At 51.4% G+C, this 20,055-nt stretch carries 17 protein-coding genes; 8 read left to right on the top strand and 9 right to left on the bottom strand.

Translation table 11 applies throughout. The features are described 5' to 3' along the window. Nucleotides 1–66: 66 nt before the first annotated feature. The 5 genes from AB2B48_RS00435 to nagB form a co-directional block, all read right to left on the bottom strand. Nucleotides 67–1,662: an alpha-glucuronidase gene (locus tag AB2B48_RS00435; protein ID WP_368300520.1), complete on the bottom strand. Its 1,596-nt coding sequence runs from the start codon at nt 1,660–1,662 to the stop codon at nt 67–69. Between the two features lie 710 nt (nt 1,663–2,372). Beyond that, nucleotides 2,373–3,125, bottom strand: a complete 753-nt coding sequence (locus AB2B48_RS00440; protein WP_106924677.1) for an HAD-IIA family hydrolase — start codon at nt 3,123–3,125, stop codon at nt 2,373–2,375. Nucleotides 3,126–3,193: 68 nt separating this feature from the next. After that, nucleotides 3,194–4,414, bottom strand: coding sequence for a DNA-binding transcriptional regulator NagC (locus tag AB2B48_RS00445; protein ID WP_220438459.1), 1,221 nt, complete (start codon nt 4,412–4,414; stop codon nt 3,194–3,196). An 8-nt stretch (nt 4,415–4,422) separates the two neighbouring features. After that, nucleotides 4,423–5,571 carry an N-acetylglucosamine-6-phosphate deacetylase gene (gene nagA / locus AB2B48_RS00450; RefSeq protein ID WP_185669359.1) on the bottom strand — a complete coding sequence of 383 codons (1,149 nt, stop codon included), beginning with the start codon at nt 5,569–5,571 and terminating at the stop codon, nt 4,423–4,425. 57 nt (nt 5,572–5,628) lie between these two features. Next, on the bottom strand, nt 5,629–6,429 hold the full coding sequence (gene nagB / locus AB2B48_RS00455) for a glucosamine-6-phosphate deaminase (protein ID WP_185669358.1): 801 nt from the start codon (nt 6,427–6,429) through the stop codon (nt 5,629–5,631). Nucleotides 6,430–6,770: 341 nt separating this feature from the next. On the opposite strand from nagB, the gene nagE reads away from it, so the two are divergent. From nagE to chiQ, 6 genes are all read left to right on the top strand, one after another. Beyond that, entirely contained in the window at nt 6,771–8,720 is a 1,950-nt protein-coding gene (nagE, locus tag AB2B48_RS00460; protein ID WP_185669357.1) for a PTS N-acetyl glucosamine transporter subunit IIABC, read from the top strand. 186 nt (nt 8,721–8,906) lie between these two features. Then, nucleotides 8,907–10,565: a glutamine--tRNA ligase gene (gene glnS, locus AB2B48_RS00465; protein WP_368300521.1), complete on the top strand. Its 1,659-nt coding sequence runs from the start codon at nt 8,907–8,909 to the stop codon at nt 10,563–10,565. 316 nt (nt 10,566–10,881) lie between these two features. Next, on the top strand, nt 10,882–11,814 hold the full coding sequence (locus AB2B48_RS00470) for a hypothetical protein (RefSeq protein ID WP_368300522.1): 933 nt from the start codon (nt 10,882–10,884) through the stop codon (nt 11,812–11,814). Then, the gene (locus tag AB2B48_RS00475; protein WP_368300523.1) at nt 11,807–12,370 is read left to right on the top strand and encodes a hypothetical protein; all 564 of its coding nucleotides are present in this window, start codon (nt 11,807–11,809) and stop codon (nt 12,368–12,370) included. Before AB2B48_RS00470 ends, AB2B48_RS00475 begins: the two co-directional genes overlap by 8 nt. Nucleotides 12,371–12,829: 459 nt before the next feature. Then, nucleotides 12,830–14,248 (top strand): chitoporin ChiP, encoded by a 1,419-nt coding sequence (locus AB2B48_RS00480; RefSeq protein WP_368300524.1) that lies wholly within the window; start codon nt 12,830–12,832, stop codon nt 14,246–14,248. A gap of 49 nt (nt 14,249–14,297) precedes the next feature. Then, complete coding sequence (chiQ, locus tag AB2B48_RS00485; protein WP_368300525.1) at nt 14,298–14,633, top strand: ChiQ/YbfN family lipoprotein; 336 nt, start codon at nt 14,298–14,300, stop codon at nt 14,631–14,633. A 112-nt stretch (nt 14,634–14,745) separates the two neighbouring features. Here chiQ and fur read toward each other — a convergent pair whose 3' ends face one another. From fur to ybfF, 4 genes are all read right to left on the bottom strand, one after another. Then, nucleotides 14,746–15,198 (bottom strand): ferric iron uptake transcriptional regulator, encoded by a 453-nt coding sequence (fur, locus tag AB2B48_RS00490; protein ID WP_035892692.1) that lies wholly within the window; start codon nt 15,196–15,198, stop codon nt 14,746–14,748. 291 nt (nt 15,199–15,489) lie between these two features. Continuing rightward, a complete protein-coding gene (gene fldA, locus AB2B48_RS00495; RefSeq protein WP_061283436.1) occupies nt 15,490–16,020 on the bottom strand; it encodes a flavodoxin FldA in 531 nt (176 codons plus the stop codon). A 150-nt stretch (nt 16,021–16,170) separates the two neighbouring features. Then, the gene (ybfE, locus tag AB2B48_RS00500; protein WP_185669352.1) at nt 16,171–16,464 is read right to left on the bottom strand and encodes a LexA regulated protein; all 294 of its coding nucleotides are present in this window, start codon (nt 16,462–16,464) and stop codon (nt 16,171–16,173) included. 129 nt (nt 16,465–16,593) lie between these two features. Continuing rightward, a complete protein-coding gene (gene ybfF, locus AB2B48_RS00505) occupies nt 16,594–17,358 on the bottom strand; it encodes an esterase (protein ID WP_220438454.1) in 765 nt (254 codons plus the stop codon). A gap of 182 nt (nt 17,359–17,540) precedes the next feature. On the opposite strand from ybfF, the gene seqA reads away from it, so the two are divergent. Both seqA and pgm read left to right on the top strand, forming a co-directional pair. Next, complete coding sequence (seqA, locus tag AB2B48_RS00510; RefSeq protein WP_185669350.1) at nt 17,541–18,113, top strand: replication initiation negative regulator SeqA; 573 nt, start codon at nt 17,541–17,543, stop codon at nt 18,111–18,113. Nucleotides 18,114–18,151: 38 nt separating this feature from the next. Continuing rightward, complete coding sequence (gene pgm / locus AB2B48_RS00515; protein WP_368300526.1) at nt 18,152–19,792, top strand: phosphoglucomutase (alpha-D-glucose-1,6-bisphosphate-dependent); 1,641 nt, start codon at nt 18,152–18,154, stop codon at nt 19,790–19,792. The last annotated feature ends 263 nt before the right edge of the window (nt 19,793–20,055 follow it).

Below are 20,055 nucleotides of genomic sequence, written 5' to 3' on the forward strand. Positions count from 1 at the left end.
ACACCATATCAGTGAAATAGTCGGTAGGCTGGCGTTCGTATAAACGCCAGCGTTATTTTTTATTTATCAGGGGTAAATGTTCCTGTTACGAGAATCTTTAATTCCAGATTTACGGTAAAAATAGGTATTAACCTGATCGCACCACGCTTGTGCGTTATTCAGTTGCTTACTAAGGCGAGTTTTAACTTCGTTGAAAATACATTCCGGGATATGGCTATCCGCTGAAAGCGCATCCCACTGCTGGATAAAGTCCTGCACCTGATTAACACCGTTGAAGTGGCTATCGTAGATATGCTGGATAACGGTTTTACCGGAAGGTAGCACGTGGCGATATTTCAGGTGATGGAAGAACAGCAGCAGTTCTTGCGGGCAGCGGTTAGGGTTGTTGTACATCTGGCAATTGATCGGGTGATATTGTTTAACGTAGCCTGTGCCGCTTGCCTGACTGCGGTCAACGCCCAGACCAAAACGGTTGGCGTAATGGTAGGTTCCCCAGCTGTCATATTCGTAGCCGTCGACTGACGGACCATAGTGATGATGAGGCTGGACCATCCAGCCTACGCCGAGCGGCGCGGTGTAATTTTCATAAACCTGCCAACTGCTGAGCAGCATCCGGCTAACCGTTTCGACGGTTTTGGGCTCGCAGGAGAGCGTCAGTCGGCACCACTCTTCGGCAAGCTCGCGCTCATCAATGTCCGGATCCCACAGCAGGCGTCCATAGCCGTAGAGATTCGCCTGCGCCAGCGGGTGCCCGGTCCAGAAGGGGTGGTCACCAACGTTGACCACGGCGGTGATCCCGCTGTGGCGCATCCGCTGCTGCTGGCAGCGCCCGGCGAGAATATCGCTAATAAGCGCGTCGTGCCGGCCGGGTTGAGTGTCGAAGTTCAGGATGGATTTCCACTGCGGCACCAGCCAGCAGAGATCGATTTGTTGACCGGTGTACTCCTGCGTTATTTGCAGTTCCATCACTTTGTTGGTATCAGGCATGGCGCCGAGCAGTGGTGATACGGGTTCCCGTACCTGAAAATCCATCGGGCCGTTTTTAATCTGCAGGATCACATTGTCATCGAACTGCCCGTCCAGCGGTGAAAAATGGTCCCAGGCGGCCTTTGCCCGATCGGTGCTGCGGTCGTACCATTTTTGCTGGCAGTTGTAGACAAAGCAGCGCCAATACAGCAACCCACCGTGTTCATTGAGGGTACGTGCTAGCATATTGGCCCCGTCGGCATGCGTGCGCTGGTAGGTAAACGGGCCAGGGCGATGTTCTGAATCGGCTTTGACCACGTAGCCGCCGAAATCGGGAATCTGCTGGTAAATGCGCTCTGCGCGCTGTTGCCACCAGGCGATGACCTCTGGGTCGAAGGGATCTGCGGTGGTGAGATCGCCGGTTTCTATCGGCGCGGCGAAATTGACGCTCAGGAAAAGCTGAATGGCATACTGACGAAAAATAGCCGCAATGCGTGCGACTTCAGGGAGACGTTCATCACCAATCAGCGCCGTTTCGTAGTGATGGACGTTAACGTTATTGATGGTGAGCGCATTAATGCCCACGCTGGCAAGCAGGCGTGCATATTGATGCAGGCGAGCGGCATCATAGGCGATTTTATTATCCGCAAAGAACAGCGAGCGCCCGGCATATCCACGCTCAATTGAACCATCCATATTATCCCAGTGGTTAATCATGCGGATAGCAAAGGACGGCTTCTGCTTTTTCGCAGAAATAAAATATTCGGGGTGCTGTCTATTCCGTAAAAGATGGAACCAGGCGTAGAGAAATCCCCGCCAGTCGCAGGCGGTAATAGTAATGGAGCGGCTATCCTGCGCAATGAAATATTCGCCGGGCACGGTATCATTATTCGTTTCTGATAGCAGTGAAAATCGCAATGTGGCATTATCTGCTGATGTTAATGTGACAGGTGAATCCGCTAATTGTTTGATCTCCTGAAGTAATGTGTCGCGGATAACGCTATCTTCTGGCGGAATATGGACTGCATGTAAATAGCGCATGAGCCATGTCCCATCGAGGCTGGAAGGTAACCAACAATCTGCAACATGACCGGGGGTATTTGCATTAAGGCTGACGTTCATTATTGACCCTTATTAGTACCATACAAGTATTTAAATGAGGGTAATTAGCAGCAGAAAAGAAATCTATTATAAAAATCGACTGCGGGTTTACGAGAATTCCTTTTTACTCGGTGGATCACATTTTTAATGGTTGCTGGATGAATGTGTTGCGGACGATGGTATATAAGTCGCGTGGGTGCGGTGAGGAGGTCGGGGGGAATATGAATGCTTGTGATTTTATAAATTGAATGGGTGAATGAATATGGTGATTGGCGACGTTCATTCACCCTCTGCGGGTAGGCGAGTTAGATAATGTCGATTTCCGCAACGGACGGATAAATCCACGACGGACGGAACGGCATATTATCGATGTCATCAACGGTCGAGACGCCAGAGAGCACCAGAATCGTCTCCAGGCCTGCCTGGAAGCCGGCCAGAATATCGGTGCGAAGATTATCGCCGACGATAACCGTCTGCTCTGAGTGCGCCTGCATTTTGTTCAGCGCAGCGCGGATGATCCACGGGCTTGGCTTGCCCACGACAAACGGCTTACGGCCTGAGATTTTTTCGATGCCGGCGCACAGTGCGCCACAGGCTGGGTAATAGCCGCGGCCATGCGTGTCCGGGTTGGTCGCGATGAAGCGAGCGCCATTGGCGACGAAGAATGCCGCCTTGTGCATCATTTCCCAGTTAAAGGAGCGCGTTTCACCCACGATAACGAAGTCAGGGTTGACGTCGGTGATGGTGAACCCGGCTTTATAGAGCTCGTGGATCAATGCCCCTTCGCCGACAACGTACGCTTTTTTCCCTTCCTGGCGACGCAGGAAGTCGGCGGTTGCCATGGCGGAGGTATAAAACACGCTATCAGGCACGTCGATGCCTGCGGTGGCGAAACGGTTCGCCAAATCCTGACCCGTCTGTGAAGGGTAGTTGGTCAGACAGAGGAACGGCATACCTTTATCCAGTACGCGAGCGACGAATTCTGCCGCGCCCGGCACGGCAACGTTGTCGTGCATCAGCACGCCGTCAATATCACAGATTACATTCTGAATGGTCATGGACTACCTGGCGTTTGTTTTTAAAGAGGCGTAATTATACACGTTATCCCCAGCATTGCCTCTTAGGTCTAGCCTTCCAACAAATGTTGCAGCAGGATACCGTTGAGCATTGCACGCTTAACCAGTGCAAAAGCGCCGATCGCGGAGCGGTGATCGAGGGTTGAGCGCACCACCGGCAGGTTTTTGCGAAAAGCCTTTAAAACCTGAGTGTTGATGCAACCTTCAATAGCGGGTAGCAGCACGCGGTCAGCCTCGATGATCTCACCGGCAATCACCACTTTCTGCGGGTTAAACAGGTTAATGGCAATGGCGATGGTTTTACCAAGATGACGGCCCACGTGTTCAATCACCTCGGTGGCCAGCGCGTCGCCTTTATTGGCGGCTTTGCAGATGGTTTTGATGTGGCAGTCATCGAGCGTGACGCGGCTCTGGTATCCCTGTTCCAGCAGGTGGCGCACGCGCTGCTCGATGGCGGCGTTGGCGGCGACGGTTTCCAGGCAGCCAAAGTTACCGCAGTGGCAGCGTTCGCCGAGCGGGTCGACCTGTATATGACCAATTTCCCCGACGTTGCCATTACGGCCGATAAAAATACGCCCGTTAGAGATGATTCCCGCACCGGTACCGCGGTGTACGCGCACCAGAATGGAGTCTTCACAATCCTGACTTGCACCAAAGTAGTGCTCTGCCAGCGCCAGGCTGCGGATATCGTGGCCGACGAAGCAGGTGACTTTAAAGCGTTTTTCCAGCGCTTCGACCAAACGCCAGTTTTCCACTGGGATGTGCGGCATGTAGCGGATGACTCCACTCTCCGGGTCAACCAGGCCAGGCAGAATCACTGAAATGGCGATCAGTTCACGGATTTTACGCTGGCACGATTCAATAAAGGTGCCGATAGTGTTCAGCAGAGCGTGTTCCAGCGTCTCCTGGGTGCGTTCCGGCAGCGGGTAGTGCTCTTCAGCAACCGCTTTACTGCTCAGATCGTACAGCGTGAGGGTGGTGTCGTGACGGCCCAGACGAACGCCGATGGCGTGGAAATGGCGGGTTTCGGTGACAATCGAGATAGCGCGGCGGCCCCCGGTGGAGGCCTGCTGATCGACTTCTTTGATCAATCCGCGCTCAATGAGCTGACGCGTGATTTTGGTCACGCTGGCGGGAGCAAGCTGGCTCTGCTCGGCAATCTGAATACGCGAGATTGGCCCATGCTGGTCAATCAGGCGGTATACGGCCGCGCTGTTAAGCTGTTTTACGAGGTCAACATTACCAATTTGAGCTTGTCCGCCTGGTGTCATACTTTCTCTTACTCAGTAACGACCTCGTTGCCATTAACGATGGTCTTGATGATTTTATAATCGTGCGTGAATGCGGTCAGGTTGGCGACCTTGCCAGGCGCGATGCTACCAAAATGTTTCTCAACGCCAATCGCGCGGGCAGGGTAGAGCGTTGCCATGCGCAGCACTTCGTCCAGCGCAATATTGGCATGCTCAACCAGATTACGAACGCCTTCGATCATCGTCAGCGATGATCCACTCAGTGTGCCGTTTTCATCAACACAGAGTCCATTGCGGTAGTATATTGTTTTACCAGCAAAAATGAACTGATCAATATTGGCACCTGCCGGAGCGGTGGCGTCGGTCACCAGACACAGCTTATCGCCTTTCAGACGTTTGGCGTTACGGATATTGATGTAATCCACGTGCAGGCCATCAGCAATGATGCCGCAGTAAATTTCGTTTGCATCCAGGATAGCGCCGGTCAGACCAGGTTCGCGGCCTGACATATAAGGCATGGCGTTAAACAGGTGCGTCGCGAAGGTGATACCCGCGCGGAAACCTACGCGTGCTTCTTGCGCCGTGGCGTTGGAGTGGCCTGCAGAAACCACGATACCGGCATTCGCCAGCGCGGTGATAACTTCCGGTGCAACCATTTCGGGCGCCAGGGTCACTTTGGTAATTACGTCGGCGTTATCGCAGAGGAACTTCACCAGTTCAGCGTCGGGTTTACGCACGAAGCTTGGGTTGTGAGTGCCTTTTTTCACCAGATTCAGCCATGGGCCTTCAAGGTGCAGCCCCAGCGCTTGGTTAGGGTGCTTCGCCAGATATTCGCGCATCACGCGTACGCCCTGTTTCATCAGATCGTCGCTGGTGGTGATAAGCGTTGGCAGATAGTTGGTGCAGCCCGATTTCTCGTTGGCTTTCTGCATGATTTCCAGCGTTTCAACGGAGACTGCTTCAGCGGTGTCGTTAAACTGCACGCCGCCGCAGCCGTTGAGCTGAACGTCGATAAAACCAGGGGCGAGAATGGCGCCATTAACGGAACGCTGTTCGACGTTCGCTGGTACATCGGCCAGTGGGCAAATACGTTCAATAAGGCCATTGGCGACGATAATCGCATGGTCATCCAGAATTTCGTGGCCGGTATAAATTCGGCCATGGGTTAATGCATACATTACGACCCCCGGTGTTCTAAAATTTTGTCCCGCAGCAGGCTACGGGACGGTAAGACATTACAGACCTTTAATATTTTCAGCTTCTAATTCATTGAAATATTTCAGGGTCTTGACCTTCAACTCCATGGTGGAAGGTTCATCGCAGACGATCAGTGATTTCGGATGCAGTTGCAGACAGGTGATGGTCCACATGTGGTTGACGTTACCTTCAACCGCTTGCTGCAGCGCCAGCGCTTTCGTCGCGCCCTGCACCAGAATCATCACTTCTTCCGCATCCAGCAGCGTACCAACGCCAACGGTCAGCGCGTATTTTGGTACCAGCGCAACGTCGCCGTCAAAGAAACGGGAGTTAGCGACGCGGGTTTCATGCGTCAACGTTTTGATACGGGTACGGGAAGACAGTGAAGACGCCGGTTCGTTGAACGCGATGTGACCATCGTTGCCCACGCCACCCATAAACAGGTGAATTTTGCCGTAAGAGCGAATTTTTTCTTCATAACGGCGGCATTCTGCGTCAACATCCGGCGCGTTGCCGTTCAGCAGGTTGATGTTTTCTTCTGGGATATCAATGTGGTCGAAGAAATTGCGGTGCATGAAGCTGTAGTAGCTTTCCGGATGCTCTTTTGGCAGCCCAACGTATTCGTCCATGTTGAAGGTGACGACGTGCTTAAAGCTCACCTGGCCCGCTTTATGCATTTCAACTAAAACTTTATAGGTCGCCAGCGGGGTGCCGCCGGTTGGCAGGCCGAGGACAAACGGACGGTCCGCGGTAGGTTTAAAAGCATTGATGCGGTTAACGATGTGGCGGGCAGCCCATTTGCCGACTTGTTCAGCGTTAACGAGAGGAATCAGTCTCATTCTTCACCTCAAAATGTAAAATATAAGAAGTTGGCGGATGGCATCTCCGTGCACTCTTTAAGCGTAACCTGTTTGCATCGTCAGGGAGCAATCCGTTTTGATTTTTTGAATGATAAAATAAGTTTTCATGGTTAGCCAGTAAAAGGGAGTGGTGAGAACAATATTTGGTGACTATAGTCACAAAAAACACGTGTTTAATTTGCGATACGAATTAAACTTCCACACACTCATAAGCCTTAGAGTTGTGATTGCAGTTTACAAGACATCGCAGTGTCATGCTTTTTTGCACAATAAAAAAATGGCTTAAATGAGCCGTATCGGGGTCTCGTAGGGGGAATAAGATGAATATTTTAGGTTTTTTCCAGCGGTTAGGTAGGGCGTTACAGCTCCCTATCGCCGTGTTGCCAGTAGCGGCGCTGTTGCTGCGATTTGGTCAGCCAGATTTACTGAACGTGCCTTTCATCGCGCAAGCGGGTGGGTCCATTTTTGATAACCTGGCGCTGATTTTCGCCATCGGTGTGGCATCCAGCTGGTCTAAAGACAGCGCGGGTGCGGCAGCACTGGCGGGCGCAGTCGGTTATTTCGTTCTCACTAAAGCAATGGTCACCATCAACCCAGCCATTAACATGGGTGTCCTGGCGGGTATCATTACCGGTCTGGTCGGCGGTGCCGTTTATAACCGTTGGGCGGGTATCAAACTGCCTGACTTCCTGAGCTTCTTCGGCGGCAAACGCTTTGTGCCAATCGCCACTGGCTTCTTCTGTCTGGTGCTGGCAGCCATCTTTGGCTACGTCTGGCCACCGGTGCAGAACGCCATCCACGCAGGTGGTGAGTGGATCGTAGGCGCTGGCGCGCTGGGCTCCGGTATCTTTGGTTTCATCAACCGTCTGCTGATCCCAACCGGGCTGCATCAGGTGTTGAATACCATCGCCTGGTTCCAGATTGGTGAGTTCACCAACGCGGCCGGTGCGGTCTTCCACGGTGACATCAACCGCTTCTACGCGGGTGACGGCACTGCGGGTATGTTCATGTCCGGCTTCTTCCCAATCATGATGTTTGGTCTGCCGGGTGCGGCGCTGGCGATGTACTTCGCAGCACCGAAAGCGCGTCGTCCAATGGTTGGCGGTATGCTGCTGTCCGTTGCGATCACCGCGTTCCTGACCGGTGTTACCGAGCCGCTGGAATTCCTGTTCATGTTCCTGGCGCCGTTACTGTACCTCCTGCACGCGATTCTGACCGGTGTGAGCCTGTTTATCGCGACGCTGCTGGGTATCCACGCTGGCTTCTCCTTCTCCGCAGGTGCTATCGACTACGTGTTGATGTACAGCCTGCCGGCAGCAAGTAAGAACGTCTGGATGCTGGTGGTAATGGGTCTGGTGTTCTTCGTTATCTACTTCGTCCTGTTCAGCGTAGTGATCCGCATGTTCAACCTGAAAACGCCGGGTCGTGAAGATAAAGACGACAGCGTGGTGACGGAAGAAGCGAACAGCAACACCGAAGAAGGTCTGAATCAACTGGCAACTAACTACATTGCAGCGGTTGGCGGTACTGACAACCTGAAAGCGATTGATGCCTGTATTACCCGTCTGCGTCTGACCGTAGGCGACTCCGCGAAGGTGAGCGATGCGATGTGTAAACGTCTGGGCGCTTCCGGTGTGGTGAAACTGAACAAACAAACCATCCAGGTTATCGTGGGTGCGAAAGCCGAATCTATCGGTGACGCGATGAAGAAAGTGGTTGCTCGTGGCCCGGTTGCCGCAGCAGCAGCGGAAAGTGCAGCACCAGCAGCGCCAGCGGCAGCAAAACCGCAGGCGGTGGCTAACGCCGCGACCGTAGAAACCCTGGTTTCTCCGATTACCGGTGATGTGGTTGCGCTGGAGCAGGTTCCTGATGAAGCCTTCGCTAGCAAAGCGGTCGGTGACGGCGTGGCGGTAAAACCAACGGATAAAACCGTGGTTTCCCCAGCAGCGGGCACCATCGTGAAAATCTTCAACACCAACCACGCGTTCTGCCTGGAAACTGACAAAGGCGCGGAAATCGTTGTCCATATGGGTATCGATACCGTTGCGCTGGAAGGTAAAGGCTTCAAACGTCTGGTTGAAGAGGGTGCAGAAGTGAAAGCGGGTGAGCCAATCCTGGAAATGGATCTGGACTTCCTGAACGCCAATGCACGCTCCATGATTAGCCCGGTTGTTTGCAGCAACAGCGATGATTTCGGTGGTCTGGTGATTAAAGCCGAAGGTCATGTCGTTGCCGGTCAAACGCCACTGTATGAGATTAAAGGTAAGTAACTGCTCCTGAGTAAAGTGAGTTAAGTGCCTTAAGCGGCGGGGGCGTTCCTCCGCCGCTTTTTTTTGCCGCTAATTCCCCCACATTCGTTATTCCATCGCTTTTTTTGTGCAACTAATAGTTGTCTAGAAGCGCGGCTTATAAGATCATGTGCCGTTATACGTTGTTTACGCTTTGAGGAATCTACGATGAGTGAGGCTGAAGCCCGCCCGACTAACTTTATTCGTCAGATCATTGATGAAGATCTGGCTACCGGTAAGCACAACACGGTGCATACCCGTTTTCCGCCGGAGCCGAATGGCTATCTGCACATTGGCCACGCGAAATCTATCTGCCTGAACTTCGGCATTGCGCAAGATTATCAGGGCCAGTGCAACCTGCGTTTCGATGACACCAACCCAGTCAAAGAAGACATCGAATACGTTGAGTCCATCAAAAACGACGTCGAATGGTTAGGTTTTCACTGGTCTGGCAACGTTCGCTACTCCTCTGATTACTTCGATCAACTGCACGCCTATGCGGTAGAACTGATCAACAAAGGTCTGGCGTACGTCGATGAACTGACGCCTGAGCAGATCCGCGAATACCGCGGCTCGCTGACCGCTCCGGGCAAAAACAGCCCATACCGCGATCGCAGCGTAGAAGAGAACCTGGCGCTGTTCGAAAAAATGCGTACCGGCGGTTTTGCCGAAGGTACAGCCTGCCTGCGCGCGAAAATCGACATGGCATCACCGTTTATCGTGATGCGCGATCCGGTGCTGTATCGCATCAAATTTGCCGATCACCACCAGACCGGCACCAAGTGGTGCATCTACCCGATGTACGACTTCACCCACTGCATCAGCGATGCGCTGGAAGGCATTACGCACTCCCTGTGTACGCTGGAGTTCCAGGACAACCGTCGTCTGTACGACTGGGTGCTGGATAACATCACGATTCCGGTTCACCCGCGCCAGTATGAATTCTCGCGCCTGAATCTGGAATACACCGTGATGTCCAAGCGTAAGCTGAATCAACTGGTGATGGAAAAGCACGTAGAAGGCTGGGATGACCCGCGTATGCCGACCATCTCCGGTCTGCGTCGTCGTGGTTACACCGCCGCGTCTATCCGTGAGTTCTGTAAGCGCATCGGCGTGACCAAGCAGGACAACACCATTGAGATGGCTTCCCTGGAATCCTGCATTCGTGAAGATCTCAACGAAAACGCGCCGCGCGCGATGGCGGTTATCGACCCGGTTAAACTGGTTATCGAAAACTACCCGCAGGGCGAAAGCGAGCTGGTGACCATGCCTAACCATCCGAGCAAACCGGAAATGGGCAGCCGTGAAGTGCCGTTTAGCGCGGAGATCTGGATCGACCGCGCGGACTTCCGTGAAGAAGCCAACAAGCAGTACAAGCGTCTGGTGATGGGTAAAGAAGTTCGTCTGCGTAACGCCTACGTGGTGAAAGCAGAGCGCGTGGAGAAAGATGCGGAAGGCAATATCACCACCATCTTCTGTTCCTACGATGCGGATACTCTGAGCAAAGATCCGGCCGATGGTCGTAAAGTGAAGGGCGTGATTCACTGGGTGAGCGCGGCACATGCGCTGCCGGTTGAAATTCGTCTGTATGACCGTCTCTTCAGCGTGCCGAATCCAGGCGCCGCAGAAGACTTCCTGTCGGTGATGAACCCAGAGTCACTGGTTATCAAGCAGGGCTACGCTGAGCCGTCTCTGCAGGCTGCTGAGGCCGGTAAAGCATTCCAGTTCGAGCGTGAGGGTTACTTCTGCCTCGACAGTCGTTATACCACCGCTGAGAAGCTGGTCTTTAACCGCACCGTCGGTCTGCGTGATACCTGGGTAGGTTGATTCCTTTCCCTGATAAAAACGCCGCGCTTGCGGCGTTTTTTTTGGCCTGGATAAAGTCTGTTATCGTTTTGGCCTTAGCATCAGAACCTCTTATCCTGGGTACGGTTAAAACAGTGTGATGAATAACTTTTTCGCTAATGACCGGGTGATTAATTATCTCTGATGATAGGTCTGAAAACGGAGATGAATTGGTATGTACTTAATAGACAGATAGGGATATAAGCGAATAAACGTTTCCCTGCTGTTATCCTGAACCATATTCAATAATATATTAAGGTGAGTAAATAAGCGCAAATTATAATTTAATGGGATTAATATGCTAAATATTAAAGGACTAACCTATAGCACTTCAGGTATTTTTGTGGCATTCCGTTTTCGATACCGCCCTCATGCTCGACTGAAACACCTGCTTTATTTTATTGGGATCGCATGTACTACGGTAGTCACACCGCCTCTTTATGCTGAATCACTTAATACAGGGACTGATGATGACGCCCTGCCGGCGATGACCTGGGATGAACTGGAGAGGCAACGTCCCGCCAATAGCTTTAACATGGTTTACGCTGAAGATAAACAGATATGCCAGACCGTCCTCAATGCACTGAATGAACAGGGTTATGACCCGGAGGTCTATCACTCCTCACCTGATATCTACCATCCACTCCCTGAATTACTCCTGCAAACCCGTCTCAATCTGCCACGCAAACTCCTGGGAACGCATATTTTTCGCACCGAGGAGTATGAAATAAATTACACCGATAAAACGGGAATGCAGCAGAAGGATTACTGGTATCGATTTATAGGCCAGGGCTATGATGAACTTGCGTTGGGCCATGAAGTGAAGGAAAGCTATACGGTACATCATACGGTTCCATATACTGATTTTATTCAATTCCGTTGGGAGGCCTTTCCACTAACCCAATCGACGTGTGGTGACTGTGTATTCGGTCTGGAAGAAGCGCGTCGGTATGATTATTGGAAGAATGAGACATTTAACCAATGGACTTATGATGCTGTGGATAATAAATCTCATACTTTTAGCTATTTTGATGAGATTATAACGGTTAATAAAGAATATTTTATCCTCTCTACGCTATCTTATCCTGAACAAGATAAACCGCTACGTGTTGTAGCTAGTCCATTAAATCGTATGCGGACTTTTCAGCAATGGGTTTATGGGGAAAGATCGACTCTTGGTATTTGTTTTATGAAATCCAGGTTTATACTTCAGGGGTTTAAAAATGAATAAATTATCCTTAATGGTTAGCAAACATAAAGTAAAAATGGTGTTTTTAGTTTTTATAGCATGCGTTATATTAATTGCTCTTCAGGGAATATACCAAGGGGAGAAAAAATTTGCCATCAGGGAACGTAGGGCGGTAGAGGAAGTTATCAAGAGTTTTGTTACTAATAGAGATAAGCAAATAGAAATTTCACATGATATTTTGTCTATTTATCCATGGCCTAAGCTTGGTGATTATTTTATTCATGATGCTACAGCGTATAAAGATAAATTAAAAAAGAAATATACAAATGGCAATTATTTTATGTTAGTGCTTTATCGTTCTGTCAATGAATTTAACCGTGAGAATCCAGATTGCTGTGAGACCACTACCGTGAACAATAGTGATAATTGTTTTCCCGGTGAATTAGATTGGGTGGGTGATGATGGCCCATATACCTGCGTATTTTTTAGAGCCAGGATTCGCTACTTTGATGAAAACCATGCTTATAGTGAAACGTCGAATGGGCTTACCACAGGAGTGATTGTTGATAAAAAGGGGAAAGTCATTGCGTGGTATTAGATGATGGTCACGAGATAATCCTATGACCTGGTCCCATGGTCAGCTTGCTGGGGTGTGCATGGAGGCACTCAGCACCGGGTAAGCGTCTCGGCAAACGTTGCCTTACTTAGTTTCGCGAAGCGAATTAATGCAATTATTCTACCTCTAAGTATCCCACGCTTTTAATCCCGCTTGTTACAAAAGTCTAATGTAAACGGTCTCATTCACACTTTTCTCAGGCCCGGCAAGGCTTGGCGCGGAGATGTTGCAGTAACGCACTCTGTTACAAACGGAAACCAAATATGTGCGCTTTGTCATAATCCTGCACTCTCGTTGCGGAAAAGGATTGATAATTCGCGTCGCGAAAAATAGTCTGTAGGTGTAGTGAAACACAATTTTTTAGCAGTACCTTTTTATCAGTTTTATTTTTTTGCCTTCTGCTTTGCAGCGGCATTTTTAAAAGTCAAAGAGGATATAACTATGCGTACGTTTAGTGGCAAACGTAGTACGCTGGCGCTGGCTATCGCCGGTGTGACAGCAATGTCAGGCTTTATGATGACTCCGGAAGCAAAGGCAGAAGGCTTCATCGACGATTCTACAATGACCGGTGGTATCTATTACTGGCAGCGTGAGCGTGACCGTAAAGATGTAAATGACAACGGTAAATATAAAACCAACCTTTCCCACTCCACCTGGAACGCCAACCTCGACTTCCAGTCTGGCTATGCGGCTGACATGTTCGGTATTGATATTGCGGCGTTTACCGCGATTGAAATGGCAGAGAATAACGGTAGTGCTCACCCGAACGAAATTGCCTTCTCCGCGAGCAATAAAGCATACGATGAAGATTGGTCTGGCGATAAAAGCGGTATCAGCCTTTATAAAGCGGCAGCTAAATTTAAATATGGTCCTACCTGGGCACGTGCTGGTTATATCCAGCCAACCGGTCAAACGCTGCTGGCTCCGCACTGGAGCTTTATGCCTGGCACCTATCAGGGTGCTGAAGCCGGCGCTAACTTCGACTACGGTGATGCTGGCGCGCTGAGCTTCTCGTACATGTGGACCGATCAGTACAAGGCTCCGTGGCACCTGGAAATGGATAATTTTTACCAGGGCGACCGTAAAAAGAAAGTGGATTATTTACACTCTCTGGGCCTGAAGTATGACTTCAAAAACGATCTGGTGCTTGAAGCTGCTTTTGGCCAGGCTCAGGGATATATGGACCAGTATTTTGCTAAGGCATCCTATAAATTTGATGTCGTGGGTAATCCATTAACCACCAGCTATCAGTTCTATGGCGCACATGACAAAGTCAGCGACCAAAAAAATCTGACAACGGCAGATGATGTTGCGCTGGCTAACGACCTTTACGATGGAATGGCATGGTTACAGGCATTAACCTTCGGCTACAAAGTCGGTCAGGTTGATTTACGCCTGGAAGGCACCTGGGTGCGTGCAGAAGGTAACCAGGGTTACTTCCTGCAGCGTATGACTCCTACCTATGCATCGTCTAACGGTCGTCTGGATATCTGGTGGGATAACCGTTCTGACTTCAACGCCAACGGCGAAAAAGCGGTATTCTTCGGCGCCATGTACGACTTAAGTAATTGGGACCTGCCGGGTTGGTCCGTCGGGGCATCATATGTCTACGGCTGGGATGCTAAACCAAGCTCTGCTGAAATCTACGATCAAAGCCAGCGTCTGAAAGAATCCTCGTACAGCCTTGATGCTGCCTATGTTGTACAGGATGGCCGTGCGAAAGGAACGATGTTCAAACTGCACTTCACCCAGTATGACAATCACTCCAATCTTAATATGGGCGATGCAGGTTACAACAACATGTTCCAGGATGAGCGTGACGTGAAATTCATGGTTATCGCACCGTTCACTATTTTCTGATGCTAACGCGGCAGGGGGAGACCTCTGCCGCTGTTAAGAGGCTCATCGTATGAAAAAATTGATTATTATTGCGCTGATGGCTGCTGGATTAACCGCCTGTGCCCAATCTCCTGCACCGAAGGAAGATAGCAAGCTTAAGGATGCTTACAGCGCCTGTATTAACACCGCAGAAGGCAATCCGGATAAAATTCAGGCCTGCCAGAGCGTGCTGAATGTGCTGAAGCAAGAGAAAACGCACGAGCAGTTCGCGAATCAGGAAAGCGTGCGCGTCATTGATTACCAGAAATGTATTAACGCCAGAAAAATGGGCAATGACGAAGCGGTAGCGAAAAACTGCGATAAGATTTGGCAGGAAATTCGCAGTAACAACGCGCCACAGAAATAAGTTCACGTTGATTACCAATAACCGCTGCTTGCAGCGGTTTTTTTATGGCTATCGTAAAAGCAGGGCATAAAAAAACCAGCGCTTAGGCTGGTTTTCGAGAAGCGCGGTACGCTTATTTTGCTACCGCGTCATGTGCGTGTTCATCTTCACGGCAGTCGCCTTCAGCGCAGTGACCATAAAGATAAAGACTGTGGTTCGTTAAGCGGATACCGTGCTTCGATGCGATTTCACGCTGACGAGCTTCAATGGAATCATCGCTGAACTCGATCACTTTGCCGCAGTCGAGGCAGATCAGGTGATCGTGGTGATGCTGCTGGGTCAGTTCAAAAACGGATTTACCGCCTTCAAAATTGTGACGGGTCACGATACCAGCGTCATCGAACTGGTTCAGTACGCGGTAAACCGTGGCTAAACCAATCTCTTCACCCATGTCGATCAGGCGTTTGTATAAGTCTTCCGCGCTGACATGGTGGTTATCCGGTTCCTGAAGGACTTCCAGAATCTTTAACCGTGGAAGTGTGACTTTCAGGCCAGCCTTCTTTAATGCGGTGTTATTGTCAGTCATGCGGAATCTGTCCTGTTGCTAAACGATTAACTTCCATCAGCGAAAGTATCACAGAGAATGCACCCGAATTAATGCGTCTCATTATAGAATGACCCTATTGAAATGAAAACAGCAAGAGCCGGGTAAACTAAGCTTTCAAAAACGAGGCTTCACCGACAAACTGGCGATGAGACCGCGCTAAATCAGAAGATATTGTACAGGTATGCGCTCAAAAGTTAAAAAATTGTAGCTATTATTTTAATTGCTTTTACCTATTAATGCGGCACGATTTATCATCGTGCCGCAGGATAATCAGGCGTTTTTGATCTCATCCAGGTGCAGCTCTTCTGCAACCTGCTTGACCCATTTCTCAACGCGCTCGGCGGTCAGTTCTGGCTGACGGTCTTCGTCGATAGCCAGACCCACAAAGTGGTCGTCATCCGCCAGACCTTTGGATGCTTCGAAATGGTAGCCCGCGGTCGGCCAGTGGCCGACGATGGTTGCGCCACGCGGCTCAATGATGTCGCGGATGGTGCCCAGTGCGTCACAGAAGTATTCCGCGTAGTCTTCCTGGTCGCCGCAGCCAAACAGCGCAACCAGTTTACCGTTGAAGTCCACTTCTTCCAGCGTAGGGAAGAAATCATCCCAGTCGCACTGTGCTTCACCGTAGTACCAGGTTGGGATACCCAGCAGCAGAATATCGAATGCTTCCAGATCTTCCTTGCTGCTCTTGGCAATGTCGTGAACGTCAGCGACATCTTTACCAAGCTGTTTTTGAATCATTTTTGCGATATTTTCGGTGTTTCCGGTATCGCTACCGAAAAAGATGCCAACGATTGCCATGAGTAAAATAACCTCTTGAAACTTAATGATATGGTGGTGGCTCATTGCCCACAGATAAGGGCAATCATAGCAGAACAGAGAGGTGCGCGGAAACCGCTATCGTGCCGGACTGCACACTCTGCTACATGAAAGCGTATTTTGGGGGATTTTTCAGACTTTCCCCTGTCCGTGCAGCTGGGCCAGTTGGCTCATCAGAATCTCTTCAATGAGTTCACTCCGGCTCATATCACGGGCAGTCGCCAGCTCGTTGAGTGCATCAACGGCTTCGTTATTCAGCTTCAGCTCCACGCGCTTCAGACCGCGCACTTTGTCGCGTTTTAACTGATTACGCTTATTAATGCGCAGCTGTTCGTCACGCGAAAGCGGATTGGTTTTTGGTCTTCCCGGCCGACGCTCATTTGCGAACAAATCTAAGGTCGTACGGTCCGTTTGTTCTTTTGCCATGGTTCTGAGTGACTTCGGGGAAACAAGCTACCGGGCGGTACCCGGTGCAGACAGCGCGCAATCATACATCAGTGGGGCCCACACGCCAACGACCACGGCCATTCTGGCGCGCGGTCGATGCATTTTTAATCACTCGGCGAGATAACGGCGAATGGCTCGCAGCACCGCTTCCGGTTTTTCGGCGTGAACCCAGTGACCCGCGCCGGCGATAACGTGCGCTTTTGCCTGCGGGAACTGAGCCAGCAGCGCGTCACGATAGGCTTCGGTCACATAGGGTGAATTGCCACCGGGAATGAATAGGGCAGGGTGGTCCCAGGCCGGAATGGTCTCCCAACCAACGATATGCGGGTATTGCTCCCACAGCACCGGTACGTTAAAACGCCAGGCACCATCGACAAAGGATTTCAGCAGGAACTGAATCACGCCTTCTTCTTTAAGGTACTCGCGCATTACCGTCGCGGCCTGCTGACGGGTGGCGACGCCAGCGTTGGTGACTGCATTAATAGCTGCAAAAATCTCATCGTGACGGCGGACCTGGTAATCGACCGGGGCAATATCAATCGCCACCAGTCGGTCGATGCGTTCAGGGGCCAGCGCGGTGAGCGCCATCACCGCTTTACCGCCCATGGAATGGCCGATAACCGTTGCTTTTTCAATGCCGTTAGCATCGAGCGTATCGAGCAGATCCTGAGCCATAGCGGGGTAGGTCATCTCATCGGCGCGCGGTGAGAGACCGTGGTTACGCATGTCTACCTGGAGGATATCGTGGTCGGTGACCAGGTCGCGGGCCAGGATGCCCAGATTATCCAGGCTACCAAACAGGCCGTGGACGAGAACGATGGGAGAATTATTGTGCAGGTTTTGTGCAGTTTGCGCTCGGACATTCAATTTCATAGCAAAGTTCTTTTTTTCGCATTGTCGGGTTAGGGTATCATGTTGGACATTCTAACGCTCAGGGGCAAGAGAGGAACTCATCCGAATTTTGCTGTCTTCCTGGTTTGGCGCTACCCGCTGTTGGGTTTTGACTTTATAATCCCAATGAATTGTATTCAGAAAAATTATCGCACCGGATTAAGATGAAAACGATCGAAGTTGATGACGAGCTCTATCGCTATATTGCGGCTCACACTCTGCACATTGGCGAGAGCGCGTCCGACATTTTACGGCGTATGCTGAAATTCTCCGCCGCTTCTCAGCCCGTGGCGACTGCTGCTGCGCCGGTCGTCAAAGCAGAACCGGCTCCCGCTCCGGCCCCGGCTGCTGCCCCCGTTGCTGACGTGAAAACGGTAAAAACCGCCAAAGATAAAGTCCGTGCTATGCGTGAGCTGCTGCTCTCTGATGAGTATGCAGAACAGAAGAAAGCGGTTAACCGCTTCATGCTGGTACTGACCACGCTGTACGCTCTGGACAACAAGGCGTTTGCCGAAGCTACCGAATCCCTTCACGGTCGTACCCGCGTCTATTTTGCTGCTGATGAGCAGACGCTGCTCAAAAACGGCAACCAGACAAAACCAAAACAGGTTCCGGATACGCCATACTGGGTCATTACTAATACCAATACAGGCCGTAAATGCAGCATGGTCGAACACATCATGCAATCAATGCAATTCCCGGCGGAATTGATTGAGAAGGTTTGCGGTACTATCTAATACTGACAATCTAACCCTTGCATAAGAAGGACCAGGCAATGGCAAACCATACCCGTGCAGGACAACCTGCACAGCAGAGTGATTTGATCAACGTCGCCCAACTGACGGCGCAGTACTACGTGCTGCAGCCTGACGTGAGCAACCCGGAACATGCGGTGAAGTTCGGTACGTCCGGCCACCGTGGGAGCGCGGGTCGTCACAGCTTCAACGAAAAGCATATTCTGGCCATTGCTCAGGCGATCGCGGAAGAGCGCGCGAAAAATGGAATTACGGGCCCATGCTATGTCGGGAAGGATACACACGCGCTTTCTGAGCCAGCGTTTATCTCTGTTCTCGAAGTGTTGGCGGCAAACGGGGTAGATGTCATTGTCCAGGAAGACAATGGCTTCACGCCGACTCCGGCGGTATCCAATGCTATCCTGGTACACAACAAGAAAGGCGGTAAGCTGGCTGATGGGATCGTGATTACGCCATCCCACAACCCACCGGAAGACGGCGGCATCAAGTACAACCCACCAAACGGTGGCCCGGCTGATACCAACGTCACCAAAGTGGTTGAAGACCGCGCGAACGCGCTGTTGGCAGCCGACCTGGCGGGCGTGAAGCGTATTGCTTACGACGCTGCGCTGGCTTCCGGTCACGTGAAAGAAGTCGATCTGGTACAGCCGTTCATTGAAGGGCTGGCGGATATCGTCGATATGGCGGCTATCCAGAAAGCCGGTCTGACCCTGGGCGTTGACCCACTGGGTGGCTCCGGTATTGAATACTGGAAGCGTATCGCTAAGCACTACAACCTGAACCTGACCATCGTTAACGATCACGTTGACCAGACCTTCCGCTTTATGCACCTCGATAAAGATGGCGCAATCCGCATGGACTGCTCCTCCGAGTGCGCGATGGCGGGCCTGCTGGCGCTGCGTGATAAGTTCGACCTGGCGTTTGCTAACGACCCTGACTACGACCGTCACGGTATCGTCACGCCGGCTGGCTTGATGAACCCGAACCACTATCTGGCAGTGGCGATCAACTACCTGTTCCAGCATCGTCCGCAGTGGGGCAAAGAGGTTGCCGTCGGTAAAACCCTGGTCTCTTCCGCGATGATTGACCGCGTGGTGAACGACCTGGGGCGTAAGCTGGTTGAAGTGCCGGTTGGCTTTAAATGGTTTGTTGACGGTCTGTTCGACGGCAGCTTCGGCTTCGGCGGCGAAGAGAGCGCGGGCGCTTCCTTCCTGCGCTTCGACGGTACGCCGTGGTCTACCGATAAAGACGGGATCATCATGTGCCTGCTGGCGGCGGAAATCACTGCTGTCACCGGTAAGAACCCGCAGGAGCACTACAACGAACTGTCTGCCCGTTTCGGTGCGCCAAGCTACAACCGTCTGCAGGCTAGCGCCACTTCAGCGCAGAAAGCAGCGCTGTCTAAGCTCTCTCCAGAGATGGTGAGCGCGAGCACCCTGGCAGGTGATCCTATTACCGCACGTCTGACGGCGGCACCGGGTAACGGCGCTTCTATCGGCGGTCTGAAGGTGATGACCGACAACGGTTGGTTCGCGGCGCGTCCATCCGGTACCGAAGATGCGTACAAAATTTACTGCGAAAGCTTCCTCGGTGCTGAACACCGTAAGCAGATTGAGAAAGAAGCGGTAGAGATTGTTAGCGAAGTGCTGAAAAACGCCTGAGTGATTAGGTAAGAAAAAGGGAGCCGACTGGCTCCCTTTTTTTATGGACTTTGTGCTGCCCCGGGGTCGGCATAAATGCCTCGCCCGGGCTTGTATGATTACCTCGTCAGAAAGAACCGGCCAGTTCTCTCTGATGGCGGTCCGGATGCCGTGCCCGGGCTTAGGCTTTCACGCCTGTACCGTAGATATTCTGCACCGGTCCGCCGTTCTTTCTCATGTGACAAACCGGACAGTATCATGGACCGGTTTTTACCGGTAATCCG

The organism is Kluyvera sichuanensis (assembly GCF_040930405.1).
In the GTDB taxonomy this organism is placed as follows: Bacteria; Pseudomonadota; Gammaproteobacteria; order Enterobacterales; family Enterobacteriaceae; genus Kluyvera; species Kluyvera sichuanensis.

Excerpts from the sequence above, each read along its gene's own strand:
- pgm (WP_368300526.1), top strand. The coding sequence starts at position 18,152 with ATGGCAAACCATACCCGTGCAGGACAACCTGCACAGCAGAGTGATTTG.
- glnS (WP_368300521.1), top strand. The coding sequence starts at position 8,907 with ATGAGTGAGGCTGAAGCCCGCCCGACTAACTTTATTCGTCAGATCATT.
- nagA (WP_185669359.1), bottom strand. The coding sequence starts at position 5,571 with ATGTATGCATTAACCCATGGCCGAATTTATACCGGCCACGAAATTCTG.
- nagB (WP_185669358.1), bottom strand. The coding sequence starts at position 6,429 with ATGAGACTGATTCCTCTCGTTAACGCTGAACAAGTCGGCAAATGGGCT.
- chiQ (WP_368300525.1), top strand. The coding sequence starts at position 14,298 with ATGAAAAAATTGATTATTATTGCGCTGATGGCTGCTGGATTAACCGCC.
- nagE (WP_185669357.1), top strand. The coding sequence starts at position 6,771 with ATGAATATTTTAGGTTTTTTCCAGCGGTTAGGTAGGGCGTTACAGCTC.
- AB2B48_RS00475 (WP_368300523.1), top strand. The coding sequence starts at position 11,807 with ATGAATAAATTATCCTTAATGGTTAGCAAACATAAAGTAAAAATGGTG.
- seqA (WP_185669350.1), top strand. The coding sequence starts at position 17,541 with ATGAAAACGATCGAAGTTGATGACGAGCTCTATCGCTATATTGCGGCT.
- ybfF (WP_220438454.1), bottom strand. The coding sequence starts at position 17,358 with ATGAAATTGAATGTCCGAGCGCAAACTGCACAAAACCTGCACAATAAT.
- AB2B48_RS00470 (WP_368300522.1), top strand. The coding sequence starts at position 10,882 with ATGCTAAATATTAAAGGACTAACCTATAGCACTTCAGGTATTTTTGTG.
- AB2B48_RS00435 (WP_368300520.1), bottom strand. The coding sequence starts at position 1,662 with ATGGATGGTTCAATTGAGCGTGGATATGCCGGGCGCTCGCTGTTCTTT.
- fldA (WP_061283436.1), bottom strand. The coding sequence starts at position 16,020 with ATGGCAATCGTTGGCATCTTTTTCGGTAGCGATACCGGAAACACCGAA.
- fur (WP_035892692.1), bottom strand. The coding sequence starts at position 15,198 with ATGACTGACAATAACACCGCATTAAAGAAGGCTGGCCTGAAAGTCACA.
- AB2B48_RS00480 (WP_368300524.1), top strand. The coding sequence starts at position 12,830 with ATGCGTACGTTTAGTGGCAAACGTAGTACGCTGGCGCTGGCTATCGCC.
- AB2B48_RS00445 (WP_220438459.1), bottom strand. The coding sequence starts at position 4,414 with ATGACACCAGGCGGACAAGCTCAAATTGGTAATGTTGACCTCGTAAAA.
- ybfE (WP_185669352.1), bottom strand. The coding sequence starts at position 16,464 with ATGGCAAAAGAACAAACGGACCGTACGACCTTAGATTTGTTCGCAAAT.
- AB2B48_RS00440 (WP_106924677.1), bottom strand. The coding sequence starts at position 3,125 with ATGACCATTCAGAATGTAATCTGTGATATTGACGGCGTGCTGATGCAC.